Origin of the sequence: Streptomyces monticola (assembly GCF_042665355.1) — a bacterium.
Taxonomy (GTDB): Bacteria; Actinomycetota; Actinomycetes; order Streptomycetales; family Streptomycetaceae; genus Streptomyces; species Streptomyces monticola.
Map to the genome: position 1 here is coordinate 1 of NZ_JBHTCF010000015.1, position 14,674 is coordinate 14,674.

General features: G+C 71.9%; 12 protein-coding genes. 3 read left to right on the forward strand and 9 right to left on the reverse strand.

Annotation, left to right across the window (positions count from 1 at the left end; translation table 11 throughout):
* The first annotated feature begins 662 nt into the window (after positions 1 to 662).
* Entirely contained in the window at positions 663 to 962 is a 300-nt protein-coding gene (locus ACFQVC_RS29085; RefSeq protein ID WP_381836095.1) for a hypothetical protein, read from the forward strand.
* A 7-nt stretch (positions 963 to 969) separates the two neighbouring features.
* On the opposite strand, the gene proC is transcribed toward ACFQVC_RS29085, so the two are convergent.
* From proC to ACFQVC_RS29120, 7 genes are all read right to left on the reverse strand, one after another.
* The gene (gene proC, locus ACFQVC_RS29090; RefSeq protein WP_381836097.1) at positions 970 to 1,779 is read right to left on the reverse strand and encodes a pyrroline-5-carboxylate reductase; all 810 of its coding nucleotides are present in this window, start codon (positions 1,777 to 1,779) and stop codon (positions 970 to 972) included.
* Between the two features lie 92 nt (positions 1,780 to 1,871).
* The gene (locus tag ACFQVC_RS29095; RefSeq protein WP_381836099.1) at positions 1,872 to 2,657 is read right to left on the reverse strand and encodes an ABC transporter permease; all 786 of its coding nucleotides are present in this window, start codon (positions 2,655 to 2,657) and stop codon (positions 1,872 to 1,874) included.
* The gene (locus tag ACFQVC_RS29100) at positions 2,654 to 3,472 is read right to left on the reverse strand and encodes an ABC transporter ATP-binding protein (RefSeq protein WP_381836101.1); all 819 of its coding nucleotides are present in this window, start codon (positions 3,470 to 3,472) and stop codon (positions 2,654 to 2,656) included. Before ACFQVC_RS29100 ends, ACFQVC_RS29095 begins: the two co-directional genes overlap by 4 nt.
* Before the next feature lie 121 nt (positions 3,473 to 3,593).
* Positions 3,594 to 4,850 carry an NAD(P)/FAD-dependent oxidoreductase gene (locus ACFQVC_RS29105; RefSeq protein ID WP_381836103.1) on the reverse strand — a complete coding sequence of 419 codons (1,257 nt, stop codon included), beginning with the start codon at positions 4,848 to 4,850 and terminating at the stop codon, positions 3,594 to 3,596.
* Positions 4,851 to 4,861: 11 nt separating this feature from the next.
* Positions 4,862 to 5,770, reverse strand: a complete 909-nt coding sequence (sigJ, locus tag ACFQVC_RS29110) for an RNA polymerase sigma factor SigJ (RefSeq protein WP_381836105.1) — start codon at positions 5,768 to 5,770, stop codon at positions 4,862 to 4,864.
* 123 nt (positions 5,771 to 5,893) lie between these two features.
* Positions 5,894 to 6,646 (reverse strand): class I SAM-dependent methyltransferase, encoded by a 753-nt coding sequence (locus ACFQVC_RS29115; RefSeq protein WP_381836107.1) that lies wholly within the window; start codon positions 6,644 to 6,646, stop codon positions 5,894 to 5,896.
* A gap of 82 nt (positions 6,647 to 6,728) precedes the next feature.
* Entirely contained in the window at positions 6,729 to 7,229 is a 501-nt protein-coding gene (locus ACFQVC_RS29120; RefSeq protein WP_381836109.1) for an EamA/RhaT family transporter, read from the reverse strand.
* 197 nt (positions 7,230 to 7,426) lie between these two features.
* Here ACFQVC_RS29120 and ACFQVC_RS29125 point away from each other — a divergent pair, with 197 nt between their 5' ends.
* Positions 7,427 to 9,688, forward strand: a complete 2,262-nt coding sequence (locus ACFQVC_RS29125; RefSeq protein WP_381836111.1) for a protein kinase domain-containing protein — start codon at positions 7,427 to 7,429, stop codon at positions 9,686 to 9,688.
* 179 nt (positions 9,689 to 9,867) lie between these two features.
* Here ACFQVC_RS29125 and ACFQVC_RS29130 read toward each other — a convergent pair whose 3' ends face one another.
* Positions 9,868 to 10,215: an SH3 domain-containing protein gene (locus tag ACFQVC_RS29130; RefSeq protein WP_381836113.1), complete on the reverse strand. Its 348-nt coding sequence runs from the start codon at positions 10,213 to 10,215 to the stop codon at positions 9,868 to 9,870.
* A 134-nt stretch (positions 10,216 to 10,349) separates the two neighbouring features.
* On the opposite strand from ACFQVC_RS29130, the gene ACFQVC_RS29135 reads away from it, so the two are divergent.
* Complete coding sequence (locus ACFQVC_RS29135) at positions 10,350 to 12,659, forward strand: protein kinase domain-containing protein (RefSeq protein ID WP_381836115.1); 2,310 nt, start codon at positions 10,350 to 10,352, stop codon at positions 12,657 to 12,659.
* 102 nt (positions 12,660 to 12,761) lie between these two features.
* Here the strand turns inward: ACFQVC_RS29135 and ilvD are convergent, their stop codons facing one another.
* The gene (gene ilvD / locus ACFQVC_RS29140) at positions 12,762 to 14,615 is read right to left on the reverse strand and encodes a dihydroxy-acid dehydratase (RefSeq protein WP_381836117.1); all 1,854 of its coding nucleotides are present in this window, start codon (positions 14,613 to 14,615) and stop codon (positions 12,762 to 12,764) included.
* Between the last annotated feature and the right edge of the window lie 59 nt (positions 14,616 to 14,674).

The following is a 14,674-nucleotide window of genomic DNA, read 5'->3' on the forward strand; positions in this document are numbered from 1 at the left end:
AGACGGGGTATCAACATATCTGGCGTTGACTTTTGGCACGCTGTTGAGTTCTCAAGGAACGGACGCTTCCTTTGTACTCACCCTCTCGGGCTTTCCTCCGGGCGCTTCCCTTCGGTCTTGCGTTTCCGACTCTATCAGACTCTTTCGTGTCCGATTCCCGGTCGAAGCGGGTTTCGCTTTCCGGCCTTTCGGCCTTCCGGCGGTGTTGACTCTATCAGATCCTTTCGGGCCTGATTCCCAGTCAACTGGGCTTGTCTTTGCGGCTGTTGGGCCGTTCCGACGAGTGAGACTTTAGCGGAATCGCGGCCCCGGACCTAATCGGGGTGCGTTCTCTCGAACGCGGATTCCTCATTCCGCAAAAGCGCACGAAAAGAAGACCGCGACTGGCGCGGTTCGCTTCGAGAGTTCTTGCTGAATGGCTGTCCGGGGACCAACCGGAGTCGGTGCTCACGTCGGACAACTCGCAGGACTCTACGTAGACGCGTAGGGCGTGTCAACTCGGTGCGTACGGCCCTCGCCTTGCCGTCATAAGGGCCTGTGACGGCCGGCCCGGGAGGTGCGGTACCTAAGGCTCAGCGGTCGTGGCCGTTCGGCCGATCTCCGGGCGGGAGCTGTTTCCTAGCGTGGAAGGCTGTCCGATCGCCTCTGGCTGGAGCCCGACCTTGTCGACTGTGCCGTGCCTTCCCCGACGTATCGCCGCAGTGTCCGCCGCTGTCGCCGCGGCTCTGGCGGTGTCGGCGGCGCCTGCGGGGGCTCATGTGTCGGAGGGCGGTGAGCACATCGCCGTGCTGCGGGCCCGGGTTCTCGACCGTGTGAACGCGCAGCTGGAGAGCGAGCTCGTACGGCTGCACGAGAACGGCGGGCGTGCGGCGGAGACGGCCGAGGTGGAGCGGCGGCTGCGGCACGGGTGCGAGGTGGCCGAGCAGCTGCACCTGGTGGCCCGGCCGGACGGACGTTCCTAGCGAGTGGTCAGCCGTTGCCGGAGGCGAGCTGGCGGCTGCGGTCGCGGGCGGCTTCGAGGGCCGCGATGAGGGCCGCGCGTACACCGTGGTTCTCGAGTTCACGGATGGCGTTGATGGTGGTGCCGGCGGGGGACGTGACGTTTTCGCGGAGTTTGACCGGGTGTTCGCCGCTGTCGCGCAGCATCACGGCGGCACCGATGGCGGCCTGGACGATGAGGTCGTGGGCCTTGTCCCTGGGCAGGCCGAGCAGGATGCCGGCGTCGGTCATGGCCTCGACCAGGTAGTAGAAGTACGCCGGGCCCGAGCCGGAGAGGGCGGTGCAGGCGTCCTGCTGGGTCTCGGGGACGCGCAGGGTCTTGCCGACGGCGCCGAAGATCTCCTCGGCGTGGGTGAGGTCGTCGCGGGAGGCGTGGCTGCCGGCCGAGATGACCGACATGCCCTCGTCGACCAGGACCGGGGTGTTCGGCATGACGCGGATGACGGGGGTGCCGTCGGCGAGGCGCTCTTCGATGAAGGCGGTGGTGATACCGGCGGCCGCGCTCACGACCAGGCGGTCGGCGGTGACGTGGGGGGCGAGTTCGTCGAGGAGCTTGCCCATGTCCTGCGGCTTGCAGGCGAGGATCAGGGTGTCCGCCTGCTTGGCGGCGTCGGCGTTGCTGACCGGGTCGACGCCGTAGCGGGTGCGGAGTTCCTCGGCGCGCTCGGCACGGCGGGTGGTGACCAGGAGGTCGGCGGGGGCCCAGCCGGCCCTGATCATTCCGCTGAGCAGGGCCTCGCCGATCTTGCCGGTGCCGAGGACTGCGACTTTCTGGGTCATGAGCGGCTGCCTTCCGTGAGTCGTCCCCGGCCATCCTCGCATCGGGGTCCGGTGGTCGGCCGGGGTGTCCGATGGGCGGTACGCCGTGCGGCTCAGGTGGTGCGGCGGCGCAGGGTGGCGGCGCCCAGGGCGAGGACGAGCAGGGCGCAGGCGGCGACGATGAGGACGTCGCGGATGAAGTCGGCGGTGACGTCGGTGTGCCGCAGGACCTCGTTCATGCCGTCGACGGCGTACGACATGGGCAGGACGTTGGAGATCTGCTCCAGGACGGGGTGCATGTTGCCGCGGGCGGTGAACAGGCCGCAGAGGAGGAGCTGGGGGAAGATCACGGCCGGCATGAACTGGACCGCCTGGAACTCGGACGCGGCGAAGGCGGAGACGAACAGGCCGAGTGCCGTGCCGAGCAGGGCGTCGAGGAGCGCGACGAGCAGCAGCAGCCACGGCGAGCCGATGACGTCGAGGCCGAGGGCCCACAGGGCGAGGCCGGTGGCGAGGGCGGACTGGATGACCGCGAGGGTGCCGAAGGCCAGGGCGTAGCCGGCGATCAGGTCGGCCTTGCCGAGGGGCATGGCGAGGAGGCGTTCGAGGGTGCCCGATGTGCGTTCGCGCAGGGTGGCGATGGACGTGACCAGGAACATCGTGATCAGCGGGAAGATGCCGAGCAGCGAGGCGCCGATGCCGTCGAAGGTGCGCGGGCTGGCGTCGAAGACATAGCGGAGCAGCAGCAGCATCACGCAGGGGACGAGCAGCATCAGGGCGATCGAGCGCGGGTCGTGGCGCAGCTGCCGCAGTACCCGGGCCGCTGTGGCGAGAGTGCGGGCCGCCGAGAAGGTCGTGCCGGTGCCGGCGGGGGCGGCGGTGGTCGCTGTGGTGGTCATCGCGCCGACTCCTTCGGCTGGTCGGTGCCCCGGCGGGCGTTGGCTTCGTCGACGAGGCGCAGGAAGGCGGCCTCGACGGTGTCCGTGTTCATACGGGTGCGCAGGGCGTCCGGGGTGTCGTCGGCCAGGATCTCGCCCTCGCGCATGAGCAGCAGGCGGTGGCAGCGCTCGGCCTCGTCCATGACGTGGGAGGAGACCAGGAGGGTGGTGCCGCGTTCGGCGATGGCGTGGAAGAGGTTCCACAGGTCGCGGCGGAGCACCGGGTCGAGTCCCACGGTCGGCTCGTCGAGGACGAGGACCTCCGGGCTGCCGAGCAGGGCGACCGCGAGGGAGACGCGGCTGCGCTGGCCGCCGGAGAGGTTCCCGGCGAGCGCGTCGGCGTGCGAGGTGAGGTCCACGTCGGCGATGACGTCGGTGACGTTGGCGTGGCGGCGCTGAGCGGCCGCGCGACCCGGGGTGAGGATCGCCGCGAAGTAGTCGAGGTTCTGGCGGACCGTCAAGTCGGCGTAGACGGACGGGGCTTGGGTGACGTAACCGATGCGGGAGCGCAGTGCGGCGTCGCCCGCCGGGCGGCCGAGGACCTCCAGGGTGCCGGTGACCTTGGCCTGGGTGCCGACGATGGCGCGCATCAGGGTCGACTTGCCGCAGCCGGACGGGCCGAGCAGGCCGGTGATCTGGCCCCTTGGCACATCGAAGGCGAGCTGGTGGAGAACGGTTCGAGGGCCGCGTACGACGGTGAGGCCATCGGCGTGGATGGCGGGAGCGGCCGGGTCCGGGGGCGCCGTCTCCGGCGCGGACGCCGAATAATTCATCATGTGATGAATAATGCGCCTGGCCGGGTGAAGCGTCAAGGGGACACGGGGCCCGGCCCCGGCCCCGGCCCCCTGCCGCGGTCGGGGGCCGGGGCTGCCCGGGCCTGGTCCGGCCCCGGCCGGTTCAGCCGAGGTAGGGGACCCTGCGGGCGGCCACGGGGTGGCGGGACACGGTGTGGAGGAGGCGGACGGTGTTGCGGACGACCTGTTCCTTCGTGACGGCGGCGGGGCGGCCCGTGAGGATCAGTTCCCGTGGGGAGTCGTCGGCGCGGACCTTCTGGATCACGCCGTCGTGGCGGCCCAGGCTGACGCACTGGATGAGATAGCCGAAGCGCGGAGGACGTGGGGCCGTGCCCTTGAGGGAGGCGATGACCGAGGCCGCCGCCTGCCCTCCGGTGGGCAGGGCCGTGGCACAGGCCATCCGGAGCAGACTGCCGTCGCGGGCCCGGCGGGCGGACGCGTCGCCGGCAGCGTAGACATCGGGGTGCGAGGTGGAGCGCTGGGTCGCGTCGACCTCGATACGGCGCGAGACAGGGTCGAGGGCGAGCCCGGCGGCGGCCGCGAGTTCGGTGTTGGGGATCATCGAGGCCGCCCAGACGACCGCGTCCGCGTCCACTTCGGCCGGGTCGGACACCCGGCGCCCCTCGGTGAGCGAGACCGTGACGCCGAGGGTGTCGAGGGCGGCGCGGACATGGTCGCGGCCCTTGCGGGAGAGGCTCTCCGCCAGGCCGCTGGAGAGCAGCTCGACCTCCCAGGCGGGGTGGGACTCGGCCAGTTCCGCGGCCATCTCGATCCCCGTGAGACCGCCGCCCACGACGGCGATCCGGCCCGGGCCGTCCAGCAGGCGCTTGTGGAGTCCGGCGGCGGATTCGGCGGTGTAGGCGCGGGGGTCGCCGTTGCCATCGCCATGGCCGTTTCCATTGCCACTGCCACTGCCACTGCCACTGGCGTCGCCGTCGCGGACCGTGTCCTGAACGGCCGGGATGGCGGTGCGGCTGCCCAGGGCGTAGACGAGGCGGTCGTACGTGAGGCTGCGGCCGTCGTCCGTGGTCACTGCGCGCGCGTGGAGGTCGATTCCGGTGGCCCGTGCCGCGAGGTGCTCGATGCCCCTGCGCACGGTGAACACGCTCAAAGGGTGGGTGACTTCGGGGCGGCCCGCTGCCAGTTCGTGCAGGCGGACGCGTTCCGTGAAGCGGTCGCTCGGGTCCACCAGCGTCACGCGCGCGTGCGGGGCGATACGGAGGGCGGACAGGAGGCCCGCGTAGCCCGCGCCGAGGACCACGACGTGTGGGCGGGGGTGCCGGGGGCGGGGGTGCCGGGCTCGAAGTTCGGGAGTCGTCGTCATATCGAGGGGACGACGCAGCCGCTTGCGATGTGACACGGCCCCAGGGGTCAGACCTCGCTCAGGTCCAGGTGGCCGAGCTTGTCCGGGTTGAGGACCGCGTCGACCGCCGTGATCCGGCCCGCGTACACCGTGAACGCGAACACCATCGCGAGGTCCCGCTCCGGGACGACCACGACCAGGCCGGGTGCGCCGTTGACCTCACGTACCGCCACCCGGCCCGTCTCCGGGTCCAGGCCGCGGGCGATACGGGCCGCGAAGCGCGCCACCTGCTCCGCTCCGAGCACCGGCACCCGGGCCGCGAACACCCTGCCGCCGCCGTCCGAGCGCCAGACGACCTCGGGGTCGAGCACCCGCAGGAGCCCGTCCATGTCCCCCTCGACCGCGGCCGCCAGAAACGCGTCGACCGCCTTGCGGTGCTCACCCCGGTCGACCGAGCGGCGCGGCGCCTCGCCTCGTACTCGCCTGCGGGCGCGGGACGCCGACTGCCGTACGGAGTCCGGGGTGCGGCCCACCACGTCGGCGATCTCGCGGAACGGCACCGAGAACACGTCGTGCAGGACGAAGGCGGTGCGCTCGGCCGGAGTGAGCCGTTCCAGAACGGTGAGGACGGCCATGCCCACCGACTCGTCGAGTGTCGCCCGGTCCTCGGGTCCCGGTGCTTGCGGACTCCCCAGGGGCGCCGCCTGTGCGGCCCCGCTCACCACGGGCTCGGGCAGCCAGGGCCCGACGTAGGACTCGCGGCGGGCGCGGGCCGAGCCCAGCTGGTCGTAGCAGATACGGCTGACGACGGTCGTGAGGTAGGCGCGCGGGTCATCGGCCTCGCCGTCCGGCAGGGACTGCCAGCGCAGCCAGGTGTCCTGGACCGCGTCGTCGGCGTCGGCGACCGAGCCGAGGATGCGGTAGGCGATGCCCCACAGGCGGGGGCGGTGTTCCTCGAAGAGCGCGAGTTCCGCCATGAACCGATCATGCCAGCCGATGCGGGCGGCGGTGCGACCCACCCCGGCCAGGTGCGGCCGCACCGTAGCCCTCAACTCCGTACGCCCACCGCGGCCCTCAACTCCGCACGCCCACCGCACCCCTCAACTCCGCACGCCCACCGTCAGATCCACCGCGAACGCCTCCTCGACCATCGCGTCGGGGAAGGTCCGCAGCACCTCGGCCCGCTCCCTGGCGAGAAGCGGGGCGGCGGCCTCCGGGCCTATCGCGGCGAAGTAGGAACGGCTGCCCAGGTGAGCCATGTGGAGGTCGAGGGGAACGCGCCGGCTCCAGTGCAACTGCCGCTGCACCGGGCGCAGTTCGGGAGCGATACGGGCGATGATCGCAGGGGCTTCGGGGGCGATGCCGCGGGCGTGGTAGCCGGGCAGGGTGCGCTTGAGGCGGCGTTCCTGCTCGGCGCACCAGTCGACGGCGGGGTCGGGGAAGTTCCACCACAGGGCGAGGGCGCCGCCGGGGGCGAGGACCCGGCTCGCCTCCGGGAGCGAGCGCTCCGGCTCGGTCCAGTGCCAGGCCTGCGCATAGGTGATCAGGTCGGCGGTGCCGTCCGCGAACGGCAGCGCGTCGCCCACCGCGCGCACCAGCGGGACGTCCGGGAGCCCGGCGCCGAACTGGGCACCCATACCGGGTCCCGGTTCGACCGCGACGACCCGCGCACCGCGCCCGGCGAGCAGACGGGTGGCGATGCCGGTGCCCGCGCCGACGTCGAGGGTGCGGGCGCCGAGCAGCGGACGGCCGATGAACTCCTCGACGGCGTCGAGGAGTTCGGGCGGATAGCCGGGGCGTGCGTCCGCGTACTGGGCGGCCACCGTGTCGAAGGAGAGCGCGAAGTCCGTCATACGGCCATGGTCGGGTGCGGCATGCGGCCATGGTCGGGTGCGGCATGCGGCCATGGTCGGGTGCGGCACCCCGCGCAGGCCGTTACTTCCGCTTCTTCTTGCGGCCCGACGGGTTGCCCGTGCGCCGGGCGGAGCGGCGTTCGTACTGCTCGCGGGCCGTTTCGTACTCACCGCGGCGCAGCTTCTCGCCCGGGGCCTCCGTCAGGGAGCGGAAGAAGTACGCGAGCAGGACGCCGACGAAACCGATGGCCATCATCGTGCGCAGCGACTGCTGTTGCTGCGGGTCGAGGCGTTTGCCGTACGAGTCCCAGGTGCGGCGGAACGCGATGGCGCTGCAGATCGCGAAGACCACCACGACCAGGAGGTTCACGAAGCTGCCCACCTTCGCGATCTCCAGGCCCTGGTAGGCGAAGCGCAGCAGGAAACAGCCCGCGGCCGCCGCGGCGAGGGAGCCGACGGCCACGCCCGCGCGACGCAGGGCGTATCCGCCGGAGTGGTCGACCCAGGTCGTACCGAAGAAACGGATGGACTCGGGCTCGGGGCCGCCGGCGGGGACCTGACTGCGGTCGGTTTCGTCGCTCACGCCCTCGATTATCGCCCGGCACGGCCCTTCGGAGGGATCTCGGGCGGATACGGAGTGGTTGCTACCGCCCCCGCGCCGCCCTGGCTCCCCCGCCGGACCGCTAGTTTGGTGCGGCGGCCGTGGTCCGGGACACAGGGCGGATCCGGAGCGGACTCAGGGCAGAGGGCGGCCGCGTGAGACGGGGGAGGTCGGTGGCTGTGCGGCTGCGGTCAGGCGATCCGGAGGCCATCGGGGGCTATCCGCTCGAGCGACGGCTCGGCGCGGGCGGCATGGGCACCGTCTATCTGGCGCGTACGGCGTCGGGGCGGCGGGTGGCGATCAAGCTCATCCACCGGCAGTACGCGGACGACGAGGAGTTCAGGACCCGGTTCCGGCAGGAGGTGTCGGCGGCCCGGCGGGTCAGCGGCGCCTTCACCGCGGCCGTCGTCGACGCCGACCCCGAGGGCGAGCACCCGTGGATGGCGACGGCGTACATCGAGGGCCCCACGCTCTCCCAGCGGATCACCGACGAGGGCCCGCTCGGCGGCCGCGAGCTGCGCACGCTCGCGGTCGGCCTGACCGAGGCGCTGCGCGACATCCACCGCGCGGGCGTCGTGCACCGCGACCTCAAGCCGTCGAACGTCGTCCTGTCGGGCGAGGGCCCACGGGTGATCGACTTCGGTATCTCGCGGGCCGCGGACAACCAGACACTCACCATGACGGGCCGGGTCATCGGCACCCCGCCGTTCATGTCGCCCGAGCAGCTGCAGTCGCCGCGGGATGTCTCCGCGTCGTCCGATGTGTTCTCCCTCGGCACGCTGCTCGTGTACGCGGCGACCGGGCAGGGGCCCTTCGACGCGGACAGCCCGTACATGACCGCGTATCAAGTGGTCCATGAGGCACCGGAGCTGGGGGCGGTCCCCGAGCCGTTGCGGAGGGTCGTCGAGCCCTGTCTCAGCAAGGACCCGGCGGGCCGGCCGTCCGCCGGTGAGCTCCTGGCCGGGCTGCTCGCGCTGCCGGAGGAGTTCGGGGCGCCGACGGCTGCCGCCGACGCCGGGGCACGGGGCCCGCACGACACGGAGACCCGGCTCCTGTCGGGGGCGGGGCGCCGGTCGGGCACCGAAACGACGGCCGCCCCCGGGGAACGCGGTCGTGGCCGTACCGCCATCGGCCGTGGTCTGCGCACCCGTTGGCGCGCGGTGCTCGCCGCCGCCGTCGCGGTCGCCGCCATCGCGGGCGGCGTCGCGCTGCTCAGGCCGGGCGGCGGCGACGGCCAGGACGCCGCGCAGGGAGCCGACGGCGGGCCCCGCTCGGTGACGGCCACCGGCGAGGCGCTGCCCGCGGGCTTCAAGCCCTGGCAGGTGACGGTGCGCGGCGGTGCGGACGTGCCCGACGAGCTGCGCTGCGAACCGCACGCCGGGGCGCTGTACTGCGGGGGCGGCGGGGTCGTCGCCACCCGCCTGAAGGTCTCCAACGGCAAGGCGGAGTGGACGGTGAAGAGCCCCGGCGTCCCGACGGTGGGCATGCATCTCGTCGGCGTCACCGGCAGCGGCGCCGACACCGCCGTCGTCGGCTACCGCCAGCCCGCCCTCGACTCGGGCGGCCCCTCGAAGGCCGTCGCCCTGACCCAGGACGGCGAGGAGCTCTGGTCGACGCCGCTCGGTTCGGGCTCCGCTGTGCTGCTGGGCCGTACGCAGGAGGCCGTGCTGCATCGCGGCGCCGTCCTGTCCGTGGACGCCGCCGGTACCCGTATCGAGTCCCGCGCGGCGCGTGGCGACGGCTCGCCGCGCTGGACGACGCCGTTCCCGGCGGGCACCGAGTGCACTCCGTACGCCGCAGGGCCCGATGCCGAGCGGCTCTACGCGGTGTGCGCCCCGCAGGCCGAGGAGACGGCCGGAGTGGTCCGCAACCCGGTGGTGCACACCATCGATCCCGACAGCGGCGAGCTGGGGGCGGCGGTACGCCTGAAGGGCCGGCTGCGTCCCGCGGGCGAGGCCGACGGGGCGCTGGTGCTCGTCGAAGACCGTTACCAGGGCGCGGAGTTCACCGGCTGGTCGGGCGTCGCGGTGCTCGATCCACGGACCGGGGGCGTACGCCGGCACCCCGTGCGGCAGGCGTCGGGCGCGGATCCGGCGGTGGTGGGCGGCACTCTCTACTTCACGGCGCGGGACGGCCGGGTGAGCGCCGTCGACCCGGACACCGGCAGGCAGAAGTGGAGCCGGCAGACCGGCGTGGAGTGGGCCTCGGGTCCTGCGGCGGCCGACGGCGTGCTGTATTTCAGCTCGGCCAGCGGCCGGGTCGCCGCCCTGTCCGCGCGGGACGGCGACCGGCTGTGGAGCACCGACCCGCGCGCGGAGAGCCCGGGTGGCGAGGCCCGCGCCACGGGCAGGGTGAAGGTTTCCGGCCGCGCCGTGTTCGTGACCGCGGCCGGGAACACCGTGTTCGGCATCGACGCGAAGCGGCCGCCCGAAGTGGAGTAGCGGGGTTGTCACCCGGGGCGGCCGAGAGGTGCCCGGGGCGGCCCCGGTGGCCGAGAGGTGCCCAGGGCGGCCGAATTGCTCACATCTGCGGGTGCGTCGTGGCTGGTCGCGCCCGCGCGGCGGAGCCGCACATCGACACAGCCCCGCGCCCCTTCGGGGCACGACCTGCCCCTGACCGCCTAGCAGCGCGGCGCCACGTACCCGTCGCTGCCCGTGCGCACATACGTGTCCGAGACGTACCGGCCCGCGCCGATCCGGTCCCAGATGCGTGAGGTGCCGGTCGGGCCGACGATCAGCTGGCCGGGTGTCTGGCAGCCGATGGTGACCTGCGAACCGGCTGAGAGGCGGCCGACCTTGGCGTACGAAGTGCTGGGCCCTGAGCGGACGTTGACGTCGGCGACGACGGTGTAGCTGCGGGCCGCCGTGGCCTCGACGGCCGCTTCGTCGGCGGCACCGGCAGTGGCACCGGCAGTGGTGGTGCCGGCAGTGGCGCCAGTGGTGGTGGCTCTGGTGACGTTCTCGGTCATGCTGCTCTCCCCCGTGGCTGGCGGCGTACGGCCGCCGTTGGCATGTCCCTCACACCATAGACGGGGCCCGCGCACCGGCCGGTTCCCGCCATATCTAGTCTGTACGCGTCAACCTGCGGGGGAGGAGACGGGGCGTGCCGCTGAGCACAGACGATCCGGAGCGCATCGGCGATTACTCGCTGCTCGACCGGCTCGGGTCGGGAGGCATGGGCGTCGTGTACCTCGCCCGTTCGTCGTCCGGGCGACGGGTCGCCGTAAAGGTGGTGCACCAGCAGTTCGCCGACGACGAGGAGTTCCGGATCCGCTTCCGGCAGGAAGTGGCGGCCGCACGCCGGGTGAGCGGCGCGTTCACGGCCGCGGTGATCGACGCCGACCCGGAAGCGGTACGTCCGTGGATGGCCACGTCGTACATCACCGGACCGACCCTCGCCTCCCGGGTCAAGGAGCAAGGGCCGGTGCGCGGGGACGAGTTCAGGAGCCTCGCGGTCGGCCTCACCGAGGCGCTGCGCGACATCCACCGCGCGGGCGTGGTGCACCGTGACCTCAAACCGGCCAACATCGTCCTGTCCGAAGAGGGCCCGCGCGTCATCGACTTCGGGATATCGCGGGCCGCGGACAACCAGACGCTCACGATGACGGGCCGGGTGATGGGCACCCCGCCCTTCATGTCGCCCGAGCAGCTGCAGACCCCGCGCGAGGTCTCGCCCGCGTCCGATGTCTTCTCCCTGGCCGCCGTCCTGGTGTACGCGGCGACGGGACGCGGGCCGTTCGACGCGGACAGCCCGTACATGACGGCCTATCAGGTGGTGCACGAGGCGCCGAGCCTGGAGAACCTGCCGGCGGCGCTGCGGGACGCGATAGAGCCGTGCCTCGAAAAGGACCCGCAGACACGGCCCGCGCCGGCCGAACTCCTCGCGGAATTCCGGGCGTTGCGGGCGGAGTCGCTGGGACTGGAACCGGAACCGGAACCCGAACCCGAACTTGAACTGGAGCTGGGGGCGGAACCCGAGCCGATTCCGGAGCCGGAGCCGCAGCCGCAGCCGGAGCCGCAGCCGCAGCCGGTGACCGAACCCAGGTCGATTCCCGAGCCGAAGCCGGAATCAGAGCCGGAATCGGAGGCGGAGACCGCCGCCCCCGCCCCCACGACGGCCGAGCCCCGCCCCCGTACCGCCAAGAGACGTATGACCGTCATCGGCTCGGTGATCGCCGTGTGCGCGCTCACCGTGGGTGCCGTGCTCACCTTGGGGCCGAAGGGCTTCCCCTCCGTATTCAAGTCGGAGAAGACGGGCAACGGCCCGGAGCTGCCGGAGGCGTGGGACCCCTGGGACACCACGATCGACTCCGCCGCGACCAAGGTCTCCGACGTCGCGGAACCGGGATGCCTGCCGGCCGGTACCGAGGTGTACTGCGGCAGCCTCCGGCACGCCGTGGTCAGCGTGGACGCCGCCACCGGCACGGTGCTGTGGCGAGCCGGAAAGACCAAGACCCCGCATCCTCCGGTCGGTGTGCGGGACGGGGTCGTCGTCGTACAGCAGGAGCTGTCGGACAGGCTCCTCGAAGTGGTGGCGTACGACACCGAGACCGGCAAGCGGCGCTGGTCGCACCGCCTGCCCTCGTCCTGGACCTGGGTGGGCCTCTCCGGCGACCTCGTGGTCGCCGAGACTCCGGACGGCAACCACCTCGTGGCCTGGGACCTGAAGTCCGGTCAGCAGAAGTGGAATTCACGGCTGCCGGAAGGCGGTTACTGCGGCGGCATGATCATGGGCTCCGCCATCCTCGCGCACTGCGACTCCGACGACGCCGGCGCCACCTCGGCCGCGCCGAGGCGGATTCTGCGCTTCGACCCGCGCACCGGGAAGCAGCGTGTGCTCGCCAAGTTCTACTACCACGCCGAGACGGCCGGCTACCACGACGGGGCGGCGCTGTTCCTCGGGTTCGAGGACCGCGGAGACGGCGAGTCCGGCGGCTACACGGTGCTGGTCCGTATGAACGTGGAAACGGGCTCCCTGAGCAGCCTGCCCATCTCCAGCGCCGCTCCCTCCGAACTCGCCGAACCCGCGGTGGTCGGCGGCACGATCTACTTCATGACGACGAAGGGCTCGGTCACCGCCGTCTCGGCACGGACCGGACGGCACATGTGGAGCCGCAAACTGTGGGACCTGCACGAGGGCGACGGATACAACGTGGTGACGATGCCGACGCCCGCCCTCTCCACGGACGGCCGGACGGTGTACTTCGGCAATCTCGACGGCGCCCTCTCCGGAGTCGACCGCAAGACCGGTGAGTTGCGGTGGGAAGCCCCGGCGCGCTGGTCCAAGGGCAAGCGGCCCAAGGGGCAGACGCAGCTGATGACGGTACGGGACGCGCTGATCGTGGGCACGGGGCAGCGGTTGTTCTCGGTGAGTCCGGCGGACCCGGAGGCGCGGCCGTCGATGTCCCCGTAAGCGCACACACGAAGCCCGGCTCGCAGACGGACGCACGAAGGCCCGGCTCCCAGAAGAAGGAGCCGGGCCCACACGCTTCAGCGGCCTCACGGCCTCACGGCCTCAGCCGAGCATGCTCACATCCCGCACAGCGCCCTTGTCCGCGCTGGTCGCCATCGCCGCGTACGCGCGCAGCGCCGCGGAAACCTTGCGCTCGCGGTTCGCCGGGGCGTACACGCCGTCGAGCGCGGCCTCCCGGCGCTTCAACTCCGCGTCGTCCACGAGGAGTTCGATCTGCCGGTTCGGGATGTCGATCCGGATCCGGTCGCCGTCCTGGACCAGCGCGATGGTGCCGCCGGACGCCGCCTCGGGCGAGGCGTGGCCGATGGACAGGCCCGAAGTGCCGCCGGAGAAGCGGCCGTCGGTGACCAGGGCGCAGGCCTTGCCGAGGCCGCGGCCCTTCAAGTACGAGGTCGGGTAGAGCATTTCCTGCATGCCGGGGCCGCCCTTGGGGCCCTCGTACCGGATGACGACCACGTCGCCCTCCTTGACCTGCTGCGTGAGGATCTTCTCGACGGCCTGCTCCTGGGACTCGCAGACGACCGCAGGGCCCTCGAAGGTCCAGATCGACTCGTCGACGCCCGCGGTCTTCACGACGCAGCCGTCCACCGCCAGGTTGCCCTTGAGGACGGCCAGTCCACCGTCCTTGGAGTAGGCGTGCGCCACCGAGCGGATGCAGCCGCCCTCGGCGTCCGTGTCCAGGGTCTCCCAGCGCTCGGACTGCGAGAAGGCCTCGGCGGAGCGCTTGCAGCCGGGCGCCGCGTGCCACAGGTCGAGCGCCTCGGCGGACGGCGACGCGGCGCGCACGTCCCACTCCCCCAGCCACTCGTCGAGCGAAGCGGAGTGGACGGTGTGCACGTCCTTGTTGAGCAGTCCGCCGCGGTGCAGCTCGCCGAGCAGGGCGGGGATGCCGCCCGCGCGGTGCACGTCCTCCATGTAGTACGTGCGGTCCTTGGCGACGTTCGGCGCGACCTTGGCCAGGCAGGGCACGCGGCGCGAGACCGCGTCGATGGCGTCGAGCCCGAAGGGCACGCCCGCCTCCTGGGCGGCGGCGAGCAGATGCAGGATCGTGTTGGTGGAGCCGCCCATGGCGATGTCGAGGGCCATGGCGTTCTCGAAGGCGCTGAACGTCGCGATGTTGCGCGGCAGGACGCTCGCGTCGTCCTCGTCGTAGTAGCGCCGGGTCAGCTCGACGACGGTGCGGCCCGCGCGCTCGTACAGGTCCTTGCGGGCGGTGTGCGTGGCGAGCACCGAGCCGTTGCCCGGCAGGGACAGGCCGATCGCCTCGGTCAGGCAGTTCATCGAGTTGGCGGTGAACATGCCGGAGCAGCTGCCGCAGGTGGGGCAGGCGTTCTCCTCGATCCGGAGCATGTCCTCGTCGGAGATCTTGTCGTTGACGGCGTCCGACATCGCGTCGACCAGGTCGAGGGTGCGCACGGTGCCGTCGACGAGCGTGGCCCGGCCGGACTCCATCGGGCCGCCGGAGACGAAGACCGTCGGGATGTTCAGGCGCAGGGCGGCGTTGAGCATGCCCGGCGTGATCTTGTCGCAGTTGGAGATGCAGATCAGGGCGTCGGCGCAGTGGGCCTCGACCATGTACTCCACGCTGTCGGCGATCAGGTCGCGGGACGGCAGCGAGTAGAGCATGCCGCCGTGGCCCATCGCGATGCCGTCGTCGACGGCGATGGTGTTGAACTCGCGCGGGATGCCGCCCGCCTCCGTGATCGCCTCGGAGACGATCCGGCCGACCGGCTGCAGGTGGGTGTGGCCCGGCACGAACTCCGTGAAGGAGTTGGCTACGGCGATGATCGGCTTTCGGCCGATGTCCGCACCAGGTACACCGGAAGCCCGCATAAGGGCGCGGGCGCCCGCCATGTTGCGGCCGTGGGTGACTGTGCGGGACCTCAGCTCGGGCATCGTCGCTCGCTCCTCAGTAACAGATATGACTGCTGTCGAGCGTACGCCGAAGATCCAAG

What these genes read in the sequence shown, in the direction of transcription:
- proC (WP_381836097.1), bottom strand. Translation starts at nt 1,779, where the DNA reads ATGACCCAGAAAGTCGCAGTCCTCGGCACCGGCAAGATCGGCGAGGCC.
- ACFQVC_RS29095 (WP_381836099.1), bottom strand. Translation starts at nt 2,657, where the DNA reads ATGACCACCACAGCGACCACCGCCGCCCCCGCCGGCACCGGCACGACC.
- ACFQVC_RS29100 (WP_381836101.1), bottom strand. Translation starts at nt 3,472, where the DNA reads ATGATGAATTATTCGGCGTCCGCGCCGGAGACGGCGCCCCCGGACCCG.
- sigJ (WP_381836105.1), bottom strand. Translation starts at nt 5,770, where the DNA reads ATGGCGGAACTCGCGCTCTTCGAGGAACACCGCCCCCGCCTGTGGGGC.
- ACFQVC_RS29115 (WP_381836107.1), bottom strand. Translation starts at nt 6,646, where the DNA reads ATGACGGACTTCGCGCTCTCCTTCGACACGGTGGCCGCCCAGTACGCG.
- ACFQVC_RS29130 (WP_381836113.1), bottom strand. Translation starts at nt 10,215, where the DNA reads ATGACCGAGAACGTCACCAGAGCCACCACCACTGGCGCCACTGCCGGC.
- ilvD (WP_381836117.1), bottom strand. Translation starts at nt 14,615, where the DNA reads ATGCCCGAGCTGAGGTCCCGCACAGTCACCCACGGCCGCAACATGGCG.